Raw genomic sequence first — 24,065 nt, forward strand, 5'->3', positions numbered from 1 at the left:
CCGGCGTGCCCTCCCGCGCAGGAGCGCTACGTGTCGTCACCGAGCACGGGTTCGGGCAGCGTGCCGGCGTTGTGCTCCAGCAGGCGCCAGCCGCGCGCGCCCTCGCCCAGCACCGACCAGCAGCAGTTGGAGAGCCCGCCCAGTCCTTCCCAGTGGTGCGCCTCCAGGCCGAGCAGCCGCCCGATGGTGGTGCGGATCGTGCCGCCGTGGCTGACCACGACGAGCGTGCCGCCGTCGGGCAGCTTGTCGGCGTGATCGAGCACGACGGGGGCCGCCCGGTCGGCGACCTCGGTCTCCAGCTCGCCACCGCCGCGCCGCACGGGCTCGCCGCGCTTCCACGCGGCGTACTGCTCGCCGTACCGCTCGACGATCTCGTCGTGGGTGAGGCCCTGCCAGGCACCCGCATAGGTCTCGCGCAGCGCCGCGTCATGGGCGACCTCCAGCCCGGTGATCGCGGCGAGCTCGGCGGCCGTGGCCGCTACCCGTCGCAGGTCGGAGGCGACGATCGCATCCGGCTTCAGCGAGGCGAGCAGCCGGGCGGCCCGGTGGGCCTGCCCGACGCCGGTCTCGGTGAGGTCGATGTCCGTGGAGCCCTGGAATCGGCGCTCGAGGTTCCACGCCGTCTGGCCGTGTCGCCAGAGGACGATCCTGCGGCCCCTGCCGCTGCTGCTGCCGTTCAGCTCTGGTCACCTTCCGTGCTGCCGGTGAGCTGGGCGTGCTCCTCGGCCTTGCCGCGGGTCTTGACGGCGTCCTCGGGGAGCGCGATCTCGGGGCAGTCCTTCCACAGGCGCTCGAGCGCGTAGAAGACGCGCTCCTCGCTGTGCTGGACGTGGATCACGATGTCGACGTAGTCGAGGAGGATCCAGCGGGCGTCGCGGTCGCCCTCCCGGCGCACCGGCTTGGCGCCGAGCTCCTTCTGCAGCCGCTCCTCGATCTCGTCGACGATCGACTTGACCTGGCGGTCGTTGGGGGCCGAGGCCAGCAGGAAGGCGTCCGTGATGGACAGCACGTCGCTGACGTCGTACGCAATGATGTCGTGCGCGAGCCGGTCGGCGGCCGCCTGAGCGGCGGCGTTGATGAGCTCGATGGAGCGGTCCGTGGCGGTCACAAGCAGGCTTTCGTCGGCGGTCAGATCAACCTCTAGGGTCTCACGGACCGCCGACAGCCCACGCAGCGATCTTCCGGGGATCCCGCCCGAAGATCGCTCCGGGCGCGGAACCCCGACTATTTGATCTTGTAGTCCTGGCCGAGGACGACGGACACATCGGCGTTCGCCGCGGGCTTGCCCTGCTTCACCGCAGTGGCCGGCAGGCCCAGGGTCTTGGCGACCTGGGTCGCCTTCTCCTTGTCGGCCGCGGCCTTGTAGACGACCTCGGACGACGCCTCGGTGCCGGTGCTGCCGCCGGAGACGAAGGCGTAGCCGCCGTTGACCAGCTTGATCCGGGCGGACTCCGTACCGTCCTCGTTCCCGGTGCCGTTCTTGACGCCGACCCGCACGGCCGCGTCCTTGTCCGGGGCCTTCACCGTGCCGCCCAGGATGTCCTTGACGACGCTCTCGGTGGCCGCGTCGGTGAGGGTGCCGTCGGGCTGGACCGGCAGCAGTGCCGTCTTGTAGTCGCCGATCTTGGCGTGTTCGGCGAGCTTCGCCAGGGACGCGCCGAGGTCCTTCTCGGGCAGCGACGGGTCGAGGATCTGCGCCAGGGTCTGCACGGTGATCGTGGCGGCCTTCGGATCGTCCGAAATCTTCCGCAGCACTCCGCGCATGACCTGCCCGAACCGCATGAGCTGCTTCGTCTCGGCCTCACCGGGACCCCGATAGGTGGCGTACGCAACGGCCATCTGGCCGCCCAGGGTCTGCGCCTGCCCCTTCTTCACCAGCGGCGACGCGCCCTTCTTGGTGTCGGGTACATCGGTGTCCGTGTCGACCTCGATGCCGCCGACCAGCTCGACAAGGTTCTCCAGATACGGCGTGTCGAGCCGCCACGTACCGCTGATCCTGGTGCCGAGCAGGGTGTCGATCGACTCGCGGGTGCCGTCGGAACCGTCGTCGTCGACGGACTTGCCGAGGGTGGTCGTGTTGCCTTCGTCGTCGGCGACGGCGAGCGAGTTGGGGAGCAGGACCGTGGTGCCCTGCTTGGTCGTGACGTTGTCGACGAGCAGCGCCGTCGAGGTGCCGCCCTTCTTGGTGTTGTGCAGATGGACCACGATGACGTCGCGCTGCTGCGGCCCCGTCGTCGCGGCGGTCTGCTTCTCCGAGCCGCCGAGGCCCGGGATCTTCCCCGCGGACCAGAGGTAGCCGACACCGCCGACCACGACCAGGGCCGCCACGACGATCAGCGCGACCATCCGGTTGCGGCCGCGGCGCCGGGCCTCCTCGCGCCGCTCGCTACGGCTCTCGGTGAACTTCAGCCAGTCGATGACGTCTTCGGAGTCCTCGTCGGGCTCCTCGATGAAGGAGAACTGCTCGGTGCCGTAGTCACGGTCCGCACGGCGCTGCTCGGGAACGACCGGCTCCGGCTCCCGCTGGGGCGGAGCGGGGGCCGGCGCGGGGGCCTGCTGCGGGATGTTCCACTGCGCGGTCGTGTCGACCGCGGCCGGCTGCTGACCGGTGTCGTAGCCGTATCCGTCATAGCCGTAGGTCTGCGGCTGGGGCTGGGGCTGTTGGGCGGCGTACGGGTCGTACTGCTGAGGCTGCTGGGCCTGCTGGGCCTGCTGATGCTGGGCGTACGGGTCGTACCCGTAGCCCTGCTGCTGCGCATACGGGTCGTACTGCCCCTGGGGCTGCTGGTGTTGCTGCTCCTGCTGCCCGGGCTGCTGATAGACCGGCTGCCCGTATTCGTCGTAGCCGACGATCTGCGGCTGCTGGTAGTACGGGTCGTGCGGGTTCTGTCGGTCGTTCACCGGTGCCCCTTTCCGTGGCTCATTCGCCGCGGTACAGCTGGCGCTTGTCGATGTAGCGGACCACGCCGTCCGGCACCAAGTACCAGACCGGATCCCCCTGCGCGACTCTCGCACGACAGTCCGTGGACGAGATCGCGAGCGCCGGGACCTCCACGAGGGAGACACCGCCCTCCGGCAGTCCGTCGTCCGTCAGCACATGTCCCGGTCGTGTCACACCGATGAAGTGGGAGAGCGCGAACAGCTCCTCGGCGTCCCGCCAGGTGAGAATCTGCGAGAGCGCGTCGGCGCCGGTGATGAAGAAGAGATCCGCGTCGCCGTGGAGCGTACGCAGGTCCCGCAGCGTATCGATCGTGTATGTCGGTCCGCCGCGGTCGATGTCACTGCGGCTCACCGAGAACTGCGGGTTGGACGCCGTCGCGATGACCGTCATCAGATAGCGGTCCTCGGCCGGGGACACCTGCTTGTGGCTCTTCTGCCACGGCTGCCCGGTCGGAACGAAGATCACCTCGTCGAGGTGGAACTGGGCGGCCACTTCGCTGGCCGCCACCAGGTGTCCATGATGAATCGGGTCAAACGTCCCGCCCATCACGCCGAGTCGGCGTTTGCCGCGGCCGGTAGGCACTTCCTGCTCTCCCATGCGTGCAGAGCCTACTGGCACAGCTGTACGCCTCCGCCTCAGCGGTCGCGGTTGAAGCGGGTGGTGATCCACAGCAGGAGCAGCAGCGTGATGAACGCACCACCCCCGGTGAGGTAGGGGCTGAGGCTTTCGTGGTTACCACCGTGCTCGCCGCCCTCGGAGGCGAGAGTGACCAGCTGGTGCGCGGTGCTCGTGAGGCTCATCTTCGGCAGGACCTATCGATCGGGAGTCGGAAGGAAGACGTCGCGGACATCGTATGCGGGGGCCCCGGGCACGCTCACGCCGACTCAGTCGTTGTTGTCGTCGTTGCGGTATCCGCGCAGCAGGAACCAGGCGAGCAACGCCACGCCGACGAGCGAGGCGAGCAGCACGATCCGAAGGGTGTTGCCCGGGCCCTGGTCCTCGGACGCGGCGGCGAGCAGAGCAACGGTGTGCGGCATGTTGGGCGTCTCCTCAGTTGTCCACAGCCCCCCGCACACCGTAGCCCCAGCGCCTACGCTGGGTTTTGTCAGGGGGCGAGCGATGACTCGTACGAACAGGGGGCCCAATTCATGACCGACAACAGCCAATCGAGTCACGAGCACGTGCCGAGCAGGCAGCGCAGGCGCTTCTCGAGCATCTCGTCCCGGGCGTACGAACACCCGGCGGACCGGTCGGCACTGGTGGCCCTGCGCAAGCTGAGCGGTTTCGACACGGTGTTCAAGGCGCTCAGCGGCCTGCTGCCCGAGCGCAGTCTGCGGTTGCTCTTCCTTTCCGACTCCGTACGGGTGAGCGACGCGCAGTTCGCCCATCTCAACGACATGTTGCGCGACGCCTGTTACATCCTGGACCTGGAACAGGTCCCTCCCATGTATGTGAACCAGGACCCGCAGCCGAATGCCATGTGCATCGGTCTCGACGAGCCGATCATCGTGGTGACGACCGGCCTGGTGGAGCTGCTCGACGAGGAGGAGATGCGCGCGGTCGTCGGTCACGAGGTGGGGCATGCCCTTTCCGGTCATGCCGTCTACCGCACGATCCTGCTGTTCCTCACCAATCTCGCACTGAAGGTCGCGTGGATCCCGCTCGGCAATGTGGCGATCATGACGATCGTGATGGCGCTGCGCGAGTGGTTCCGCAAGTCGGAGCTGTCCGCGGACCGGGCGGGGCTGCTGGTCGGCCAGGATCTGCAGGCTTCCATGCGCGGTCTGATGAAGATCGCCGGCGGCAATCATCTCCACGAGATGAACGTGGACGCCTTCCTCGCCCAGGCGGACGAATACGAGAAGGCCGGTGACCTGCGCGATTCCGTGCTCAAGATCCTCAATGTGCTGCCCCGCTCCCACCCGTTCACCACGGTGCGCGCGGCCGAACTGAAGAAGTGGTCCGAGAGCCGCGACTACCAGCGGATCATGGACGGTCACTACCCGCGGCGCGACGAGGACAAGGACACGTCGGTGACGGACTCGTTCCGGGAGTCCGCTGCGCACTACGCCGATGCGGTGCGCACCAGCAAGGATCCGTTGATGAAGCTCGTGGGCGACATCGCGGGCGGCGCGGGCGACCTGGGCGGCAGGCTCCGCGACAAGTTCACCGGCGGCGGCCACGGCGGTGGTGCGGCAGGCAAGGACGGCGGCGCTACGGATGGCTCCGGAGGGACCCGGCGCTCGGGGACGGAGGACCCGGGGAGCTCTCAGGGGCCCGGGACTGCCGGGAGCTGACGTCCAGCGTCCCGCAGAGCGCCGCCGCGGGCCGGCCCGTGGCGTACGGGTCGGTGCCCGCCGGCCCGCGGGAGACCGCGCGCTCACCGGCGAGCAGCGGGTGCAGGGCGCCGCTCACGTCGGGCGAGCAGGCCTGAGGCCCCGCCTGGACATAGCTGGTCCTCAGCTCCAGCCGGTGCAGCCGCAGGTCCTCCCGGTCGAAGCGGAAGTGCAGCTCGCGCCGTACGGTGAAGAGCGAGATGCCGCCAGCCGCTTGGGGACCGGAGACGGCCGGGCGCAGGGCGTACGTGAAGGTGTGGTCCGACACCACCTCCAGGGTGTCCGACCCCGCCTCTGAGTAGGTCAGGGTGCCCTGGACCCGGATGTCCGGGTCGGCCAGCGCCACCTTCGCCGGGTCGAACCGGACCAGCCAGCCCGCTGCGGCGTGCTGCCCGTCGTCGGCCGATCGGGTCATGCTCCGCTCGAACTGGCCTGTCTGGTCAGGGTCGAGCAGCAGCTCCACCGGCCGCACCGTGCCGCCGGTGAGGACATCGGGGTCGAGGGAGGACGCCACCAGGTAGTCCTTGACCGTGATCAGCGCTGTGGTCACCTGGCTGTCCGAGAAGTTGTCGGTCCGCCTGGTCATCGGGAGGTTGATGCCTGCGGCGCCTGTCCGGAAGTGCGCGGCGGGGCCGGTGGCATAGAGGTCGGCGGCCGTGCCGCCGGGCACGGTGCCGCGGGGCGCCAGGGGGACGACGGTGGACCGGAGCGGCTCGACGCGCCGGGCGACGGGTGCCTGGTACGGGTTGCGGAAGCCCATGTAGACCGCTGCGGCGAAGGCGAGGGATATCAGGACGACCAGGGCGATGACAGCCCGTGACCCGGTACGGAAATGATGGGCCGGGAGGCTGCGTACGGCACGGGCGTGCTCACCCATCCGCTCCTGGGCAGAGAATTCCTGGAGCCGGGCAGCACGGACGAACGACTCGTCGAAGACGACGGACCGGTATTCGTCCTCACCGCCGCCGGCTGCGTTCTCGGGTACGCCTTCTGGAGGCTCTCCACGGCCTGTCATGACTTCTCCCGACTCCACGTCACCGGCCGAAGCCGACGCGCTACGCCCTGCTTCAGCCGTAAGGCCTCGGGCAGAGCCTGTCCGTCACGAGTTCGCATGCGCGGACGAGTGAGAAGCCCCCTCTGGGGCGAGGGGTCACACTTTCAGGGTAGGTCGATTGCCGCGATGGTAAACGCGCTGGCGTGTGAGAACTCGTCCGAGTTCTCACACGCCAGGGCTACTGCGCATCAGGGCGTACGCGGGACCGCGGAGACCGCCGGCCGGGAGTACTGGGTGGAGGAGGGCGCGACGGCGCCCGGTGCGCTGTCCACGCCGGTGGTGGCCGGCGGGGGGACCTGGTCCTGGCGATTGGCCGAGGCGCCCCGGTAGACGGCGCTGAAGGCCAGCGCGACCATGCCGATGCCCATCAGCAGCGCGAGCAGCCAGGCCACCGGGCGGTGCCACCGGGCGGCACCGCGGTAGGGGCGCAGGGCGCCGCCGTGGCGCCCGTAGGGGCCGTTGTCGTAGTCGTCGAGCTCGTCGGGGTCCAGCGGGTCGCCGTAGGGGCTCCCGCGGCCGCACCCGCCGCCCGGGCCGAACGTGTCGTCGTACAGCTCGTCGTCGGCAGGCCCGCCACCCGCACGGGCCCGGGCCGCCTCGGCCTCGGCGCGCGCCTGCGCAGCCGCCAACAGCCGCTCGACCGCGGTGGGTTCATGGAACTCTGCGGCCCGTACGAAGTCCTCGTCGAACACCACGGAGGCGAAGTCCTTGTCCGCGCCCCCGCGGTCGTCGTCGGGCTCCCAGCCGTCCGGGAACGGCCTGCCCCCCACGTCGTCCGGCACAACCTCAGCGTAGCCCCGGCGGGTCGTTTTGGGCAGGGAGACCGCAAACTCGCCGGGTACCGAAGATCACCGTACGTGACCGTCTCCGGTCACGATGTACTTCGTCGACGTCAGCTCCGGCAGCCCCATCGGGCCCCTGGCGTGCAGCTTCTGGGTGGAGATCCCGATCTCCGCGCCGAATCCGAACTGCCCGCCGTCGGTGAACCGGGTGGATGCATTTACGGCGACCGTCGTGGAATCGACCAGCTGGGTGAACCGGCGGGCGGCGGCCTGCGAGGTGGTGACGATCGCCTCGGTGTGACCGGACGACCAGAGGCGGATGTGGGCGACGGCCGCGTCCAGCGATTCGACGACGGCGGCCGCGATGTCGTACGAGAGGTACTCGGTCTCCCAGTCGTCCGGCGTCGCGGGCACGACGGTGGCCTTGGACCCCTCGGCGTACTCCAGCACCCGCTCGTCGCCGTGGACCGTCACCCCGGCCTCGGCCAGCGCGTCCAGGGCCCGGGGCAGGAACTCCGCGGCGATGTCCTTGTGGACCAGCAGCGTCTCGGCGGAATTGCAGACGCTCGGCCGCTGGGCCTTGGAGTTGATCAGGATGTCGACGGCCATGGCGAGGTCGGTCTGCGCGTCCACGTAGACATGGCAGTTGCCGGTGCCGGTCTCGATGACCGGGACGGTCGACTCCTCGACGACGGTGCGGATCAGGGAGGCGCCGCCGCGCGGGATCAGTACGTCGACGAGGCCGCGGGCCCGCATCAGTTCCCGTACCGAGTCGCGGTTCTCGCCCGGCACCAGCTGCACCGCGTCGGCCGGCAGCCCGGCGCCGCCGACCGCGTCACGCAGCACCCGCACGAGTGCGGTGTTGGAGGCGTACGCGGAGGACGATCCGCGCAGCAGAACGGCGTTGCCCGACTTCAGGCAGAGCGCCGCGGCATCCACCGTCACATTGGGACGGGCCTCGTAGATGATCCCGACCACGCCGAGCGGCACCCGGACCTGGCGCAGGTCGATGCCGTTGGGGAGGGTCGAACCGCGCACCACTTCGCCGACCGGGTCGGGCAGCGCCGCCACGTCCCGGACATCGGCGGCGATGGCCCGGACCCGCTCGGGGGTGAGGGTGAGCCGGTCGATGATCGACTCGCTGGTCCCGGCCTCCCGGGCGCGCGCGACGTCCTCGGCGTTGGCCGTGACGATCTCGGCCGTCCGCACCTCGAGCGCGTCCGCGATCGCCAGCAGCGCGTCGTCCTTCGCCGCGCGCGGCAGTGGCGCGATGTCGGTGGCGGCGGAGCGTGCCCGGTAGGCGGCCTGGGCGATCGGGGACATGTTGTCGTACGGCGAAAGCGTGGTCATGCCCGCAGGGTAGTGCGCACACAGCGGGCATCCCTCACGTATCCCGTGATGCGAGACGGCCGTCCCAGGCCGCGCCGGACCGGTGGAAGCGGCGGCACGGAGCCGTGGGTTGAACCGGGCGACCGGTCCGGCCGGTCAGTACGGGTGCACGCCGACCGGTGCCGCCGGTGGCGGCCCGTGCCCCTCGGCGATGCGCAGGTGGTACGTCTCCCGGTCGATGACCTCGAGGCCGACGATCTCCCAGGGCGGCAGCTTCGCGCTGGAGCGGTGCTCGCCCCACAGCCGCAGGGCGACCGCCGCCGCGTCGTGCAGATCCCGTGCCTCTTCCCAGTAGCGGATTTCCGCGTGGTCGTTGGCGTACCGGCTGGTCAGGAGAAAGGGGTGGTCGTTCGCGAGCTGTTCGAGTCCGCGTCTGACCTCCTTCAGCGGCGTCTCGGTACCCGAGACGCTGAGCGTGATGTGCCACAGCTTCGACCGGGTGCGTTCCTCCTTCGCCGCCACCTGCTCGGGGCCGGTGGCGTCGTCGGTGGTCCGGTCGACGGTGCGGTCCGCGGACCGCTCCTCGTCGAAGCCGACACCTGCTCCGACGCTGGTCAGGGCGCGGCCACCCGTTCCTCGGGGCGACGCCCCCGGGCGCGCTCGTCTCACCGGCGGCCTCCTGTGAATGCGTTGCTGTGCTGTACCCCGCTGTGTCCCCGTTACAAAGTTGACCAGCCCGGGGCCGGGCGTGGGGCGGTTTTCATGAAGCTCTCTGCCCGAAGTCCGGACTTTCAGCCGTTTCAGGGGCCGGTCAGCGGTGCAGGAGAACGAGATCGTCCCTGTGTACGACCTCGCGTTCGTACTCCGGCCCGAGCTCGCGCGCCAGCTCACGGGTGGACCGGCCGAGCAGCTGCGGGATCTCCTTGGCGTCGAAGTTGACGAGCCCTCGGGCCACGGGGCGGCCTTGGAGATCGCGCAGCTCCACCGGGTCTCCTGCGGCGAAGTCGCCCTCCACGGCGGCGATCCCGGCCGGCAGCAGGGAGCTGTGGCGTTCGACGACGGCCTTCACGGCCCCGTCGTCGAGGGTCAGGGAACCCTGCGGGGTGGACGCGTGGGCCAGCCAGAGCAGTCGGTCCGCCGAGCGGCGCCCGGTGCGGTGGAAGTACGTACCGGTGTCGCGTCCCGCGAGGGCGTCGGCGGCGCGGCTCGCGGAGGTGAGGACGACGGGCACCCCTGCGGCCGTGGCGATCCTGGCCGCTTCGACCTTGGTGACCATGCCGCCGGTGCCGACGCCCGCCTTCCCTGCGCTGCCGATCGTGACACCGGCCAGGTCGGCCGGGCCGGCCACTTCGGCGATGCGCGAGGTGCCGGGGGTGCTGGGGTCGCCGTCGTAGAGGCCGTCCACATCGGAGAGGAGGACGAGCAGATCGGCGCGGACGAGATGGGCGACGAGCGCGGCGAGCCGGTCGTTGTCGCCGAACCGGATCTCGTCGGTGGCGACGGTGTCGTTCTCGTTGACGATCGGGAGCGCGCCCATCTCCAGGAGCTGGTCGAGGGTGCGGTAGGCGTTGCGGTAGTGGGCACGGCGGCTGGTGTCGTTGCTGGTGAGCAGCACCTGGCCGACGCGTACGCCGTAACGCGCGAAGGAGGCGGTGTAGCGGGCGACGAGCAGCCCCTGGCCGACGCTGGCGGCGGCCTGCTGCCTGGCCAGGTCCCGGGGCCTGCGGTGCAGGCCGAGCGGGGCGAGCCCGGCGGCGATGGCGCCGCTGGAGACCAGGACGATCTCCTTCTCGCCGCCGCTCCTGACCTTGGCGAGCACGTCGACGAGCGCGTCGACGCGGTCCGCGTCGAGGCCGCCGGCGGCGGTGGTCAGTGACGAGGAACCGACCTTGATCACGATCCTGCGCGCTTCGGTCACGCCCTGCCTTGCCCCTGCCACGTGCACGTCTGCGTCCTCGTCGTCTTCGTCGCCGTCTTGATCGTCCTCGGCAGCGCCTGCCTGGCCGTCAGGGTACGTGAGCGGGGCGGGCCCCCGGACCGGACAGCTGTTCCCGGTAATCGGACCCCCGTTTTCCCTTTCCGGCTCCGGAGCCATGGCCGATGCGCCGACGGGTGGCGCGATCGGGACAGCCGAATCAAATGATTTACACATTCCAGATGACTGCCCACAACGCATTCACGGGAGCCGTGAACCGTGGCAATTCCCGATAAATTGACTGCCGCCATTCCGGTCCGTCTCACGCACCCGAACAAGGATGTGATCGCATGCGGCAGCTCTCCTTCCCCGGGGCCTGGGTGCATGAGCCCAAGCTCTTTCCGGACAGTCGTGGAAGTTTCCACGAGTGGTTCAGGAAGTCCGATCTCGACGACGCCACGGGGCACGGTCTGCAGCTGGCACAGGCCAATTTCTCGATCTCCAGCCGGGGCACCCTGCGCGGCATCCACTTCGCCGATGTGCCGCCGAGCCAGGCCAAGTACGTCACCTGCGTACGCGGCGTGGTGCTCGACGTCATCGTGGACATCCGGGTCGGCTCCCCCACGTACAAGCAGTGGGAGGCCGTACGTCTCGATGACGTGGTGCATCACGCCGTCTACCTCGCCGAGGGGCTCGGTCATTCCTTCATGGCGCTGACCGATGACGCCGCAGTCGTCTACCTGTGCTCCGAGGGCTACGCACCCGGCCGTGAACACGGCATCCATCCGCTCGACCCCGCGCTGGGCATCGAATGGCCCGAGGGCATCACACCACTGCTCTCCGACAAGGACGCCCACGCACCCTCGCTGGCCGAGGCCGAGGCGCAGGGGCTGCTGCCGTCGTACGAGGCCTGCCAGGCGTACTACGCGGAGCTGCGCGCCAGGGGCTGACCCTCCCCGGGACGGTGCGGCAGGGGTGAACCCGCCATGGAATTCAGCCAGGTTCAAGGGCCGGAATCATCGGGACGTGCCGCGCCGTTCCGCTGCGCACAGGGCCGGGAACGCCTCTTCCAGCGCCTCCCGCCAGTCGCGGACCGGCGCCATCCCGGCCGCCGCCCAGCGGTCGTGTCCGAGCACGCTGAACGCGGGCCGCGGAGCGGGCCGGACGAAGGCGTCACTGGTGGTGGCCCGTACACGCGCCGGTTCGGCCCCCAGCAGCCGGAAGATCTCCCGGGTGAAGCCGAACCAGGTCGTCTCGCCGCCACTGGTGCCGTGGTAGATGCCGGCGGGCGCGGTGCCTGCGAGGGCGGCCCGTCCGAGCCGGACGAGACGGTCGGCCAGATCAGCGGTCCAGGTGGGCTGCCCGCGCTGGTCGTCGACCACGTCGAGGGTGTCCTTGACGGCCTCCAGCTTGATCATCGTACGGACGAAGTTGGGGCCGCCCGCGCCGTACAGCCAGGCGGTGCGGACGACGTAGCCGGTGTCCGGAAGGGTGTCGAGCACCGCGCGTTCGCCGGCCAGTTTGGTCCGGCCGTAGGCGCTGCGCGGCCCGGTGGCGGCGTCCTCCGGGTACGGCTTCCCGGCGTCCCCCGCGAAGACGTAGTCGGTGGAGACGTGGAGGAGCACGGCGCCGTGCGCACGGCAGGCCGCGGCGAGGACCCCGGGGCCCGTGCCGTTGACCCGCAGCGCCGCCGGCTCCCGGGACTCGGCGTCGTCGACGGCGGTCCAGGCGGCGCAGTTCACCACCACAGCAGGGCGGTGGTGCGCGAAGGCGGCCCGCACCGCGGCGGGGTCGGCGATGTCGAGGGCCGCGCGGTCCGCGGCGACCGCGGTGACGGGCTCATCGGCGAGCCGGGCCAGGACGTCCCGGCCGAGCATCCCGGCGGCTCCGGTGACCAGCCAGACGCCGCTCACAGGGCGGCCCGTTCCTTCAGCGGCTCCCACCAGGCACGGTGGTCGCGGTACCACTGCACGGTCTCGGCGAGGCCGGTACGGAAGTCCTTGCGGGGCTCGTAGCCGAGCTCCTCGCGGATCTTCGTGCAGTCGACGGAGTACCGCAGATCGTGACCCTTGCGGTCCTCGACGTACGTGACACCGGTGTCCCAGTCGGCGCCACAGGCGTCCAGCAGCAGTCCGGTGAGTTCCTTGTTGGACAGTTCGGTGCCGCCGCCGATGTTGTAGACCTCGCCGGCGCGGCCCTTCGTGCGGACCAGTTCGATGCCCTGCACATGGTCGTCGATGTGCAGCCAGTCACGGACGTTGGCGCCGTCGCCGTACAGCGGGACCGGCTTGCCGTCCAGCAGGTTCGTGACGAAGAGCGGGATGACCTTCTCGGGGAAGTGATGGTGCCCGTAGTTGTTGGAGCAGCGGGTCACGCGTACGTCGAGGCCGTGCGTGCGGTGGTACGAGAGGGCGATCAGGTCGCTGGACGCCTTGGACGCCGAGTAGGGGGAGTTGGGCGCCAGCGGGTCGGTCTCGGGCCAGGAGCCCTCGTCGATCGAGCCGTATACCTCGTCGGTGGAGATGTGCACGAAGGTCTCGATGCCCGCCAGATGCGCGGCGTGGACCAGGGTGTGGGTGCCCACGACGTTCGTGCGGACGAACTCGGCACCGCCGTCGATGGAGCGGTCCACATGGGACTCCGCGGCAAAGTGCACCACCTGGTCGTGGCCGGCCATCAGTTCGGCGACCGGTTCCGGATCGCAGATGTCGCCCTGCACGAAGGCGAAGCCGGGGTGGTCGCGGACCTCGTCGAGGTTGGCCGGGTTGCCCGCGTAGGTGAGCTTGTCGAGGACGGTGACGGCGACGTCGGCGGGTCCCTGCGGGCCGAGCACCGTACGGACGTAGTGCGAGCCGATGAATCCGGCCCCGCCGGTCACCAGGATGCGGGTGGTCATGAGGAGATCTGCACCTTGCTGTGGTCGCCGAGCACGAGTCGGTGGGCGGACGGGGAGCGGGGCGCCGGAGTCACTTCGACGTCATGGCCGATGAGCGAGGCCTCGACACGGCGGACACCGTCGATCGAGGCGCCCCGCAGGACGATCGAGTACTCGATCTCGCTGTCCTCGATCCGGCAGTCCTCCGAGACAGAGGTGAACGGACCGACGTACGCGTCACTGATCACCGAGCGGGCGCCGATGATCGCGGGGCCGACGATCCTGCTGCCGCTGACCTTGGCGCCGGCCTCGATCCGGACGCGGCCGATGATCTCGCTCTCGTCATCGACGTCGGCGCCCTCGACGGACGGCTCGACGGTCTCGAGCACCGTCCGGTTGACCTCCAGCATGTCGGTGACGTTGCCGGTGTCCTTCCAGTACCCGCGGATCGTGGTGGAGCGCACGTCGCGCTTCTGGTCGATCAGCCACTGGATGGCGTGGGTGATCTCCAGCTCACCCCGCCAGGACGGTGCGATGGCGCGCACCGCCTCGTGGATCGCGGGGGTGAAGAGGTAGACGCCGACGAGCGCCAGATCACTCTTGGGCTTCCTCGGCTTCTCCTCCAGGGCCACCACCCTGCCTTCGGCGTCGAGTTCGGCGACGCCGAAGGAGGCCGGGTCGGGCACCTGGGTCAACAGGATCTGCGCCTCGGGCCGGTCCGCACGGAACGCGTCGACCAGGCCGGTGATCCCGCCGACGATGAAGTTGTCACCGAGGTACATGACGAAGTCGTCGCCGCCCAGGAAGTCACGGGCGATCAGCACGGCGTGCGCCAGTCCGAGCGGCTCGGCCTGCGGGATGTAGGTGACATCGATGCCGAACCGGGATCCGTCGTCGACCGCCTCCCGGATCTCCTCGGCCGTGTCTCCCACGATGATGCCGACCTCGGTGATACCGGCCTCCGCGATGGCTTCCAGGCCGTAGAACAGGACCGGCTTGTTCGCCACGGGGACCAGTTGTTTGGCCGAGGTGTGCGTAATGGGACGGAGGCGGGTGCCGGCCCCACCGGAAAGTACGAGAGCTTTCATTTTTCCTGCCCAATGGCGAGATGCCGGTCATGTCGCGGTCGCGACCTTCGAGGTGATTTTACTGAGAATCATTGTCCGTTCTGCAGCAAAATAGGCTCTCGGAATCGAGATGCGCCCGGTTGACGTCCGGCATCGTTTCCCGGACTCGCACATTTCTTCCACAGTGGCAGACGCTTGCGAAACGACCGTCCGCGCAGGCCCCGTACGTCCGGGCCCGTGCGGAGCTGAAGCTACGTCTGCTCGGCCCCTCGGATCCGCCGTCGGCGGTGCGCTTCAGCGAGGCGGCACGCAGTCTGTGCGCGGCGGCGGACGATCATCGCGCGCGCATGGAGCAGCGGCTGCTGTCGCTGATCCCGACGCAACGCGGGGCCGAGGAAGAGAAGGCGGGGGCGGCCGTGGCGGGAGAGTCCTCGACGTCGCTGCACCAGGCGTAACCGCCTGCCCGGCGCACCGGCAGGACGACGAACGACGAAGGGGCCTGCATGCCTGCGGGCCCCTTCGTCGTTGCTCCTGGTCACGCGCGGCGTCGGAGGCTACGCGGGGTGATGGAACCTATGCATGGTGGTGGAGCCAGCCCTGCCACGCCGAGTCGATCATCTCGTCCACTCCGTACGTCGCCGACCAGCCCAGCTCCGCCCGGATCCGGTCGGCTCCGGCGACCACACGTGCCGGGTCGCCGGGACGGCGGGGCGTCACCTCGGGGGTGAGGTCGCCTCGGCCGGTCACCTTGAGGATCCGGTCGACCATCTCCTTCACGGAGCTGCCCTCACCGCGGCCGATGTTGAGCGTGAGGTCGGTGCCGCTCTCGGCCCCGTCGAGCCGGCGTGCGGCCGCCAGGTGCGCGGAGGCGATGTCCTCCACGTGGATGTAGTCACGGATGCAGGTGCCGTCGGGGGTCTCGTAGTCGTCGCCGAAGATCCTCGGGCCCTCACCGGCTTCCAGCCGCTCGAAGACCATCGGGATGAGATTGAACACCCCGGTGTCGGCGAGTTCCGGGGAGGCGGCGCCCGCGACATTGAAGTAGCGCAGCGAGGCGCAGCGCAGGCCGTGGGCCCGGGCGGCTGCGTGGATCAGCCATTCACCGACGAGCTTCGTCTCGCCGTACGGGCTCATCGGCATACAGGGGGTGTCCTCTGTGACGAGGTCCACATCGGGCATGCCGTAGACGGCGGCGGACGAGGAGAACACCAGCCGGTCGACGCCCGCAGCGACCATGCTCTCCAGCAGCGTCTGCAGCCCCGTCACGTTCTCCCGGTAGTAGTGGAGCGGCCGCTCGACGGACTCGCCCACCTGCTTCTTTGCCGCGACGTGCACCACACCTGTCACTCCGTGGTCGCGGATCGCGGCGTCGAGCGCCTGCCGGTCGAGCACGCTGCCGGTCACCAGGGGCACCCCTGCGGGCACCTTCTCGGCGCTTCCCGTCGACAGGTCGTCGTACACGACGACCTGCTGACCGCCCGCGAGCATGGCGCGCACGACGTGTGCGCCGATGTATCCCGCCCCACCTGTAACCATCCAGGCCATTTACGCGTCTCCCTGTACGAGGTCATACCGTCGCCTTCACTCTACGTGCAGGAGAAATAGGGCCGAGCAAATAGGACCTTTTGTACTATAATTCCATGAACCCGTTCATCGAGGGGATGCCGGGACGAACGCCCAAAGGTGAAGCCCGGGCGAACTCAGGGCCACGGTGAGCCGACGGCGATCAACTACGCTGTCGAGGTGCTCGGGCGCCGCCCCGTCGTTCAGCGGTGCGGAATCGGCGCCGGCACACGAACCCTCGACAGCTTTCAGGACTGGTGAAGGATGCCTCGACTGACACTCATCGTGCCTGCCTACAACGTGCAGGGGTACATTCGGGAGTGCCTCGACTCCGTACTGCAGCAGGACTTCACCGACTTCGAGATCGTCGCCGTGGACGACTGCTCGCCGGACGGTTCCGGCGACATCATGGACGAGTTCGCCAGTCGAGACAGTCGTGTGCGTGTCCTGCATCTGAGCGAGAACGTGGGGCTGGGCCGCGCCCGCAACGTCGGCATCGAGCAGGCGACCGGTGACTATCTGCTGTTCCTCGACAGCGACGACACCCTTGAACCCGGCTCTCTGAGCGCCATCGCACGGCGGCTCGAGACGACGGACGATCCCGACGTCCTGATCTTCGACTACACGCGCGCCTACTGGGACGGCCGGCGCCTGCCGAACCAGCGCGCCAGCCTGCTCGCCGAGACCGGCCCCGCGGTCTTCTCGCTGGCGGACCGGCCGGAGCTGCTGGATCTGCTGCAGATCGTGTGGAACAAGGCCTACCGGCGCGACTTCGTCACACAGCACGGCTTCCAGTTCCCGCCCGGTTATTACGAGGACGCCCCCTGGACGTACTCGACGCTGATAGCCGCGGACCGTCTGGCGGTGCTCGACCGCACCTGCGTCCTGTATCGACAGCGGCGTGAGGGCGGCAACATCCTCCGTACCGTCAGTCGCAAGCACTTCGATGTGTTCGACCAGTACGACCGTGTTTTTGCCTATCTGGACGCACGCCCCGAGCTCGACCAGTGGCGCCCGGCGCTCTTCCGGAAAATGGCCGACCACTATCTGACCATCATGGAGAAGCCGGGCCGGCTGCCGCGCGACGCACGGTCCGAGTTCTTCCACCGCGCGTCCACGGACTACAAGCGCAGGCTGCCGGAGGGCTTCGTACGCCCCCCGGGCGGCCGCGGCCACAAGTACGCGCTGCTGGGCATGGGCTCCTACCCGGCGCTGGCCACCGCCACCCGGGCCCGCCGACTGCGCAACCGGTCCGCCCTGCGCAACCGCGAGCGCGTCGGCCGTGCCAAGCGCGCCGCCATGGGGATGTTCTACCAGTCCCAGCTGAGGCTGGGGATCGACGAGAACCTGGCGGTGTTCTCCGCCTACTGGAGCCGCGGTTACTCCTGCAACCCCGCGGCCATCGACGCCGAACTGGCCCGACTGGCCCCGCACATGCGCCGGGTCTGGGCGGTGAGGGCCGACCAGGTGAGCCAGGTGCCCAAGGGCGTCGAGGTGGCGGTCCTGGGCTCCCGTGCGTACTGGACGGCGGTGGCGCGCGCCAAGTACCTGGTCAACAACGTGAACTTCGCCAATGCGGTGGTCAAGCGCGAGGGCCAGATCCATCTGCAGACGCATCACGGCACCCCGTTGAAGATCATGGGGCTCGACCAGATGAACTTCCCGGCCTCCACGAACATGGACTTCGAGGACCTGCTCACGCGATGTGACCGCTGGGACTACAGCCTCTCGGCCAACCGCTTCTCGACCACCGTGTGGGAGCGGGTGTACCCCTGCCGGTACACCTCCCTGGAGACCGGCTATCCGCGCAACGACGTCCTGATCAACTCGACTGCCGCGGATGTGGCGCGGGTCCGCCGTGAGCTCGGTCTCAAGGACGGCGCCAGGGTCTTCCTCTACATGCCGACCCACCGCGAGTACCAGAAGGAGTTCACCCCGCGGCTCGACCTGTCACGGCTCGCCGAAGAGCTGGGTGAGGACGTCACCCTCCTGGTGCGCGGTCACTACTTCTACAAGCCGGACGGCCGGCTGGCCGAGCTCCAGACCAGCGGCCGCATCATCGATGTGTCGGCACACCAGCGCGTCGAGGACCTCTACCTGGCCTCGGACGCCCTGATCACCGACTACTCGTCGGCGATGTTCGACTACGCGAATCTCGACCGGCCGATCGTGATCTTCGCCGACGACTGGGACACCTACAAGGTGGTCCGCGGTACGTACTTCGATCTGATGGCCGAGCCCCCCGGCGCCGTTGCGACCAGCCAGGCGCAGCTCACCGAGACGCTCCGGTCCGGCGAGTGGCACAGCGAGAGCGCCGCCGCTCTCCGCAGCGCGTTCCGTGAACGCTTCTGCGACTACGACGACGGACACGCGGCGGAGCGCGTCGTCCGCAAAGTCTTCCTGGGCGAGGAGAACCTCCTTCCCGTCGTGCCGCTTGCCGACCGCAAGCCGGCACCCACCCCAGCCCAGGCGCTCGAACCGGTCGAGCGGGTCTGACCCGAAAGGAATCCTGAAAGACATGACCCCCCGGCTCAGTGTCATCGTGCCCATATACAACGTCGAGGCGTATCTCGAAGCCTGCCTCGACTCCGTGGCGACGCAGACGCTCACCGACCTGGAAGTCCTCATGGTCGACGACGGTTCGACCGACGGCTCCGCGGCCATCGCCACCCGGTACGCCGAGCGCGACGCCCGTTTCCGCCTGGTGACGAAGGAGAACGGCGGCCTCGGCTCGGCCCGTAACGCAGGACTGGCGCACATGTCCGAGGAGAGCGAGTACTTCGCGTTCCTCGACAGCGACGACGTCATTCCGCCGGACGCCTACCGGCTGATGGTCACCAGCCTGGACGAGACCGGTTCGGACTTCGCCACCGGGAATGTCTTCCACCTCAAGGGCGAACGGTCCTGGCAGGTGCCGCTGATGAAGATGCTGGCCGGCGAGGCCCGCAAGCGCACCCACATCTCCGAGAACCCCAAGCTCGTCGCCGACCGCATCTCGTGCAACAAGGTGTTCCGCCGCACCTTCTGGAACAAGCACGGCTTCGCCTTCCCCGAAGGCGTGCTCTACGAGGACAGCGCCGTCGTGCTGCGCGCCCACTATCTGGCCGAGGCCATCGACCTCATCGGCGAGCCCGTCTACTACTGGCGGCTGCGCGAGGGCGAGTCCGCGCCCTCGATCACCCAGCGCCGTACCGACCCGCAGGGCGTCCGCGACCGTGTCGCCGCCTGCGAGTCGGTGACGAACTTCCTCGCCGAACACCCCGGTGCCAAGTGGGCCAGGTTCAAGCGCGAGTACGACGCCCGTGTGCTCCGGGACGATCTGCGGATCTTCCTCAACGTCGTGCCGGACGGTGACGAGGAGTACCGCGAGGCCTTCCTCGCCTCCGCGAACCGGTACCTCGCACAGGTCGCCCCCCAGGTCCTCGACGAACTGCCCGCCGAGCTGCGCGTGCAGTACGCGCTGGTGCGCCGGGGTGCGATACCCGAGCTGATCGACCTGCTGGCCGACCAGCGGCGGCGTGAGCCGGTCGAGGTGAGCGGCTTCATACGCAAGTACGCCGGTTTCAAGGCCCTGGAGCGGAGCGGGGTCACTCTCTCCAAGAAGACCCTGCGCATCGACAAGGACCTGGCCCTCAGGACTCCCCTGGTCGGTGTCACATGGCACGACGACAAGCTCGTCCTCACCGGTGACGCGTGGATAGACAAGATCGACATCCCCAACCGGCGCAGCACCGCGAAGTTCATCCAGTTCAAGAAGGACGGTTCGCGCCGCCGGCTGATCTTCCCCGCGAAGAACGTCTACCGGCCCGGCCGCACGTCCGACACCTGGCAGAAGCGCTACAACTACGACTGGTCCGGCTGGGAGTTCACGCTCGACCCGGCCAAGCTCCGCCACAACGGGCAGTGGGAGGAGGGACTCTGGCACATCGGTGTGGTGGTGATGACCTCCGGGCTGCTGCGCCGCAGGGGCATCCAGTCGAACGGCGGCAGCGCGGCCAACTTCCCGCCGTACACCTGGCTCGACAAGAACTTCCGGATGCTGCCGAGCGTCGAGGGCGCCGCGCTCAAGCTGCGCATCGAGCGGGTCAAGGCCCTGGTCACCGGGCGTGAGCTGGACGGCGATCAGATCGTCGTCACCGGCGAGATCCGTACCCCGGTACGGGACACCGACTCCGTCACGCTCGAGGTCTCCAACCAGGGAAGCGGTGAGGTCCGGCAGTACGCCGTCACCGTCGAGCCGTCCGCGGACGGCACAGCCGCCTTCCGGGTGACGGTCCCGGTCGCCGACATCGCCCTCGTGACCTCCGAGGCCACCGAGGACCACGCCCAGCCCCGCGTGCGCAACTGGGGCACGGCCCTGCTGATCACGGGTACGGACGGGTCCGATCCGCGCCGTCTGACCGCCGTGGTGCAGGAAGGTCTCGAGGACGCCCGGTTCCAGCTCCCCGAGTCCATGGGGTCGCAGGCCTCACGCCACGAGCTGACCGTGATCGCCGGTCACAACGGCTACCTCAAGTTCCGCGGTCAGACCGAGCGTGCCGTGATGCACCAGGTCGGCGAGCGGGACGGCCGGATCGTCATCTCCGGCCGGGCCCCCGTCCACCTGGTCGGTTCCGAGCTGGTGCTGAAGGCCAAGGAGCGCTTCGACGAGCGCTTCGTCCCGATCGACTGGCAGGCCGACGGAACGTACGAGGCCGCCTTCGACCCGTCGACCCTCGGTGGCGGTGCCCAGGGCACCATCCCGCTGAAGGCAGGCCGCTGGAACTTCCTCCTGCGTCCCACCGACGGCTCCGACGTCGAGTTCGTGATCGACCGGCTCGCCACGGACCAGTTCCCGCTGCACACGCTGCTGAGCGGCCGGCGGTACTGGCTGGAAGCGCGCTGGCACGACTTCCCGCAGCTCAACTGCCGTTCGGAGCTGGCCGATGTGGAGCGCGGCCCGTTCCGCCAGGCCCAGCTGCGCCGCGATGTGTACGAGGCCAAGTGCCGTGAGCCGCTGCGCGACCAGGTCTTCTACCTGAGCTACAACGGCAAGCAGTACTCGGACAGCCCTCGCGCCATGCACGAGGAACTGGTGCGCCGCGGCGACGACCTGAGGCACTTGTGGGCCGTCCGCGACGGTCAGGTCGAGCTCCCCGAGACGGCCGAGAAGGTCCGCATGTGGGGCACCGAGTGGTTCGACGCGCTGGCCTCCAGCAAGTACATCGTGACCAACGCCCACCTCCCCGAGTGGGTGATCCGCCGTCCCGGACAGGTCATCGTCCAGACCTGGCACGGCACGATGCTGAAGAAGATCGGTCACGACATCGACACGCTCCACTTCGACAAGGAGTACCAGAAGCGCCTCGAACTGGAGGCGAAGAACTGGTCCATGCTCGTCTCCTCGAACCGCTTCAGCACGCCGATCCTCAAGCGCGCCTTCTCGTACGACGGGGAGATCCTGGAAGCCGGCTATCCCCGCAACGACTACCTCTACTCCCCCGAGCGGGAGATGCTGGCCAAGGAGATCAGGGAGCGCATCGGTCTGCCCGAGGGCAAGAAGGTCGTGCTGTACGCACCGACCTGGCGTGACGACCAGTCGCACCGGGCCGGCCAGTACTCCTTCGACCTCCGTCTCGACCTGGAGGACGCCCGCCGCCGGCTGGGCGACGACCACGTCCTGCTGATCCGGCGCCACTCCAACGTGGTCGACCAGGTGCCGGGCGCCGGCAACGGGTTCGTCTGGGACGTCTCCGAGTACCCGGACATCGCCGACCTGTATCTGGCCTCGGACATCATGATCACCGACTACTCGTCCGTGATGTTCGACTACGCGCACCTCAAGCGGCCGATGCTGTTCTTCACGTACGACCTGGAGCACTACCGCGACACCCTGCGCGGTTTCTACTTCGACTTCGAGAAGGACTCGCCCGGTCCGCTGGTCCGCACGTCGACCGGGCTGATCGACTCGATCCGGGACATCGACACCGTCTGGCCCCGGTACAGCGAGCGCTTCGACCGCTTCCACCACCTGTTCTGCGACCTGGACGACGGCGCAGCGTCGAAGCGGGTCGTCGACCGCATGCTGGAGCAGGCGAACGAGCTCAGGGACAGCGAGTAGCGGCACAGGAGAGAGCACAGAACAAAGGGTGCGGGCCCCGGAGGATTTCCTCCGGGGCCCGCACCCTTTGTTGCCGTGTACCGCGGGAGGTTACGGCGCCACGTCCACGGTCTTGAAGGCGAGCTGCGACAGAGCCGTGTAGTACGGCCTGATCTCGACCTTGGTGACGGGGCGCGGTGCGGGCTTGCCGCCGTTCAGCGCGCGGTTCACCCGGGAGCCGACCTTTGCGGGCAGGGTGCGCTTGGGGTCCGGCAGGACACGCACCTGAGGCCGCGGGAAGGTGAACACGCCGATGGGCTCCAGCACATCGGTGGCCAGCTTGCCCAGCTGGACGCGGGCGGCGCCCTCGGCGGGCCGCAGCCACACGTCCCAGATCTGCTCGGGCCCCTCGTGCTCCTTGGCCAGCAGGCCGCAGTCGACCCGGGCGGTGATCCGCCGGCCCTCCACGGCAGACACGGGGAAGGTCAGCACCCGGTTCTTGTCCTTGCGGTGCACGGCTTCCAGCGCGGCGCCGCGGCCGAGCTCACCACCCCAGTAGCTCGCCTCGATCTCGGCGCTCTCGGTGGAGACCATCAGCGTGTCGACCTCCACGTGGGAGTCGCGCACCACACTGCGGATCCGGAGGCGGTCCTTGTCGCCCTGGTACGGCAGGAGCAGCTCCATGGCGGGAGCGCCGTTCTCACGCGGCAGCGCGACGTTCAGCAGATCTCTTGCGTCCACGCCGTAACCGTCCACACGGAGCGGTACCTCCTGGCCCGCGGCCGTGCGGACGGACAGCTCCCAGGTCCCGGCCGGAAGTCCGCCGCGCCACGGAATCACCGCGGCGCCCCCGGACGTCAGAGCAAAACGTTCCTCCTGGTCCAGCTTCCCGACCCGGCTGCAGACCACGTCGGCCTGGTGCACGCCCTCGGGCAGCGCACCGACCTCGATGTGGACCGACCCCTCGGCGTCCACCCGCGCGGTGGCCTGCGTGGGCAGCGCCCGGCGGGCGAACGCCTCGTGCAGGATCGCCTCGAAGCGCTCGCAGCTCGCGGGCTCGTGGAAGCGCACCGCTCCGCGTACGGCGGCCTCGCCCATCCGCTTGCGGCGCTCGTCGTCCTCGACGAGTTCGAGGATGGCCTCGGCCATCGCGTCGGTGTCGCCGCGCGGAACGACGATGCCGTCCTCGCCGTTCGTGATGATGTTGCGCGGCCCGTGGTGGGCGTCGAAGCTGACCACGGGCAGCCCCGCGGCCATCGCCTCGACGATCACGTTGCCGAACGCCTCCCGCTTGGACGGGAGCACGAAGATCGAGCCCTTGCTGAACTCCGGGGAGACCGGGGCTGCGGGGCCCATCAGCGTCACGGTGTTGTGGAGGCCGAGCGTCTCGATCTGCCGGCGCAGATTGGCCTTCTCCGTACCGCCGCCGTAGATGCGCAGTCGCCAGTCGGGGCGCTTGCGGACGACGGTCGCGAAGGCGTCCACGACCGCCGCGAAGTTCTTGTTCTCCTTGAGGAGACCGGCCGCGATGATGACCTTGTTGGTGCTCTTGGACTGCACGGGGGCGGCGGGCACGCAGTTCGGCATGACCGCGAGCCGGTTGCGCACGCCGGGCACCTGCTTGCCGATGCTCTCGACCTCTTCGGGCGTGAGAGCGGTGAGCGCATCCAGCGAGTGATACGCCTCGAACAGCCGGCCCTGGTAGTACTTCGCGTAGATCGAGGGCATCGAGTGCTCCTGCGTGACCCGCAGATAGTCACCCTTGGCGTACGACAGCATGATCGTGTTCCGCGGGCTGGAGCTCACCACGACATCCGCGTCGGTGGTGGCCAGGAATTCCTGGAGCCGCAGCTCGGCGAGCCGGCTGACCACGGGCTTCTTCTCCGCCGGGTCGACCGGATAGACCTTCGGGAACACCTCGATCAGCGGGTTGTCCAGATCGGAGACCGGGGAGTGCGGACGCAGATCGGTGAGCACGCGTACGGAGACCCTGGGGTCGAGCGGGAAGTAGGACTCGTCGCGCACCTTGCGCAGGGCGACGATCTCGACTTGGTGTCGTGCAGCGAGTGCGCCCGCGAGGTTCTGCGTGGCGCTCACGACTCCGCCCATGTGGCACAGGTCTCG

The 24,065-nt window shown here is 69.1% G+C and carries 21 protein-coding genes; 5 read left to right on the forward strand and 16 right to left on the reverse strand.

All coding sequences use genetic code 11. From position 1 onward, the window contains the following. Positions 1 to 26 precede the first annotated feature (26 nt). From LRD69_RS09645 to LRD69_RS09670, 6 genes are all read right to left on the reverse strand, one after another. The gene (locus LRD69_RS09645; protein WP_277329681.1) at positions 27 to 680 is read right to left on the reverse strand and encodes a histidine phosphatase family protein; all 654 of its coding nucleotides are present in this window, start codon (positions 678 to 680) and stop codon (positions 27 to 29) included. Further along, on the reverse strand, positions 677 to 1,108 hold the full coding sequence (rsfS, locus tag LRD69_RS09650) for a ribosome silencing factor (protein WP_277326145.1): 432 nt from the start codon (positions 1,106 to 1,108) through the stop codon (positions 677 to 679). The genes LRD69_RS09645 and rsfS overlap by 4 nt, the downstream gene beginning before the upstream one ends. A gap of 116 nt (positions 1,109 to 1,224) precedes the next feature. Beyond that, the gene (locus tag LRD69_RS09655) at positions 1,225 to 2,901 is read right to left on the reverse strand and encodes an LCP family protein (protein WP_277326146.1); all 1,677 of its coding nucleotides are present in this window, start codon (positions 2,899 to 2,901) and stop codon (positions 1,225 to 1,227) included. A gap of 19 nt (positions 2,902 to 2,920) precedes the next feature. Next, entirely contained in the window at positions 2,921 to 3,538 is a 618-nt protein-coding gene (gene nadD / locus LRD69_RS09660; protein WP_277326147.1) for a nicotinate-nucleotide adenylyltransferase, read from the reverse strand. Positions 3,539 to 3,576: 38 nt separating this feature from the next. Further along, positions 3,577 to 3,741, reverse strand: a complete 165-nt coding sequence (locus LRD69_RS09665; RefSeq protein ID WP_277326148.1) for a hypothetical protein — start codon at positions 3,739 to 3,741, stop codon at positions 3,577 to 3,579. Between the two features lie 84 nt (positions 3,742 to 3,825). Next, positions 3,826 to 3,978: a hypothetical protein gene (locus LRD69_RS09670; RefSeq protein WP_277326149.1), complete on the reverse strand. Its 153-nt coding sequence runs from the start codon at positions 3,976 to 3,978 to the stop codon at positions 3,826 to 3,828. A 111-nt stretch (positions 3,979 to 4,089) separates the two neighbouring features. Here LRD69_RS09670 and LRD69_RS09675 point away from each other — a divergent pair, with 111 nt between their 5' ends. Beyond that, positions 4,090 to 5,238, forward strand: coding sequence for a M48 family metallopeptidase (locus LRD69_RS09675; protein WP_277326150.1), 1,149 nt, complete (start codon positions 4,090 to 4,092; stop codon positions 5,236 to 5,238). On the opposite strand, the gene LRD69_RS09680 is transcribed toward LRD69_RS09675, so the two are convergent. The 5 genes from LRD69_RS09680 to proB form a co-directional block, all read right to left on the reverse strand. Next, positions 5,156 to 6,292: a hypothetical protein gene (locus tag LRD69_RS09680; RefSeq protein ID WP_277326151.1), complete on the reverse strand. Its 1,137-nt coding sequence runs from the start codon at positions 6,290 to 6,292 to the stop codon at positions 5,156 to 5,158. The genes LRD69_RS09675 and LRD69_RS09680 overlap by 83 nt on opposite strands. 227 nt (positions 6,293 to 6,519) lie before the next feature. Continuing rightward, a complete protein-coding gene (locus tag LRD69_RS09685) occupies positions 6,520 to 7,113 on the reverse strand; it encodes a hypothetical protein (protein ID WP_277326152.1) in 594 nt (197 codons plus the stop codon). 66 nt (positions 7,114 to 7,179) lie between these two features. Beyond that, positions 7,180 to 8,463, reverse strand: a complete 1,284-nt coding sequence (locus LRD69_RS09690) for a glutamate-5-semialdehyde dehydrogenase (protein WP_277326153.1) — start codon at positions 8,461 to 8,463, stop codon at positions 7,180 to 7,182. Positions 8,464 to 8,598: 135 nt separating this feature from the next. Beyond that, positions 8,599 to 9,111 (reverse strand): hypothetical protein, encoded by a 513-nt coding sequence (locus tag LRD69_RS09695; protein ID WP_277326154.1) that lies wholly within the window; start codon positions 9,109 to 9,111, stop codon positions 8,599 to 8,601. A gap of 142 nt (positions 9,112 to 9,253) precedes the next feature. Next, entirely contained in the window at positions 9,254 to 10,360 is a 1,107-nt protein-coding gene (proB, locus tag LRD69_RS09700; RefSeq protein ID WP_277326155.1) for a glutamate 5-kinase, read from the reverse strand. A gap of 347 nt (positions 10,361 to 10,707) precedes the next feature. On the opposite strand from proB, the gene rfbC reads away from it, so the two are divergent. After that, positions 10,708 to 11,307, forward strand: a complete 600-nt coding sequence (rfbC, locus tag LRD69_RS09705) for a dTDP-4-dehydrorhamnose 3,5-epimerase (protein ID WP_277326156.1) — start codon at positions 10,708 to 10,710, stop codon at positions 11,305 to 11,307. 66 nt (positions 11,308 to 11,373) lie between these two features. On the opposite strand, the gene rfbD is transcribed toward rfbC, so the two are convergent. From rfbD to LRD69_RS09720, 3 genes are read right to left on the reverse strand one after another with little or no spacing between them, the layout of a single operon-like run. Next, complete coding sequence (gene rfbD, locus LRD69_RS09710; RefSeq protein WP_277326157.1) at positions 11,374 to 12,270, reverse strand: dTDP-4-dehydrorhamnose reductase; 897 nt, start codon at positions 12,268 to 12,270, stop codon at positions 11,374 to 11,376. Further along, the gene (gene rfbB, locus LRD69_RS09715) at positions 12,267 to 13,253 is read right to left on the reverse strand and encodes a dTDP-glucose 4,6-dehydratase (RefSeq protein ID WP_277326158.1); all 987 of its coding nucleotides are present in this window, start codon (positions 13,251 to 13,253) and stop codon (positions 12,267 to 12,269) included. The genes rfbD and rfbB overlap by 4 nt, the downstream gene beginning before the upstream one ends. Beyond that, positions 13,250 to 14,320, reverse strand: coding sequence for a glucose-1-phosphate thymidylyltransferase (locus LRD69_RS09720; protein WP_277326159.1), 1,071 nt, complete (start codon positions 14,318 to 14,320; stop codon positions 13,250 to 13,252). Before LRD69_RS09720 ends, rfbB begins: the two co-directional genes overlap by 4 nt. A gap of 119 nt (positions 14,321 to 14,439) precedes the next feature. Here LRD69_RS09720 and LRD69_RS09725 point away from each other — a divergent pair, with 119 nt between their 5' ends. Further along, on the forward strand, positions 14,440 to 14,754 hold the full coding sequence (locus LRD69_RS09725) for a hypothetical protein (RefSeq protein ID WP_346771904.1): 315 nt from the start codon (positions 14,440 to 14,442) through the stop codon (positions 14,752 to 14,754). 118 nt (positions 14,755 to 14,872) lie between these two features. On the opposite strand, the gene galE is transcribed toward LRD69_RS09725, so the two are convergent. Next, positions 14,873 to 15,844, reverse strand: coding sequence for a UDP-glucose 4-epimerase GalE (galE, locus tag LRD69_RS09730; RefSeq protein ID WP_277326160.1), 972 nt, complete (start codon positions 15,842 to 15,844; stop codon positions 14,873 to 14,875). Positions 15,845 to 16,126: 282 nt separating this feature from the next. Here galE and LRD69_RS09735 point away from each other — a divergent pair, with 282 nt between their 5' ends. Beyond that, the gene (locus LRD69_RS09735; protein ID WP_277326161.1) at positions 16,127 to 18,358 is read left to right on the forward strand and encodes a bifunctional glycosyltransferase/CDP-glycerol:glycerophosphate glycerophosphotransferase; all 2,232 of its coding nucleotides are present in this window, start codon (positions 16,127 to 16,129) and stop codon (positions 18,356 to 18,358) included. Between the two features lie 22 nt (positions 18,359 to 18,380). Next, positions 18,381 to 21,962 (forward strand): bifunctional glycosyltransferase/CDP-glycerol:glycerophosphate glycerophosphotransferase, encoded by a 3,582-nt coding sequence (locus LRD69_RS09740; protein WP_277326162.1) that lies wholly within the window; start codon positions 18,381 to 18,383, stop codon positions 21,960 to 21,962. A 90-nt stretch (positions 21,963 to 22,052) separates the two neighbouring features. Here LRD69_RS09740 and LRD69_RS09745 read toward each other — a convergent pair whose 3' ends face one another. Further along, positions 22,053 to 24,038, reverse strand: a complete 1,986-nt coding sequence (locus LRD69_RS09745) for a glycosyltransferase (RefSeq protein WP_277326163.1) — start codon at positions 24,036 to 24,038, stop codon at positions 22,053 to 22,055. Between the last annotated feature and the right edge of the window lie 27 nt (positions 24,039 to 24,065).

This window comes from Streptomyces sp. JH14 (genome assembly GCF_029428675.1).
Lineage (GTDB): Bacteria > Actinomycetota > Actinomycetes > Streptomycetales > Streptomycetaceae > Streptomyces.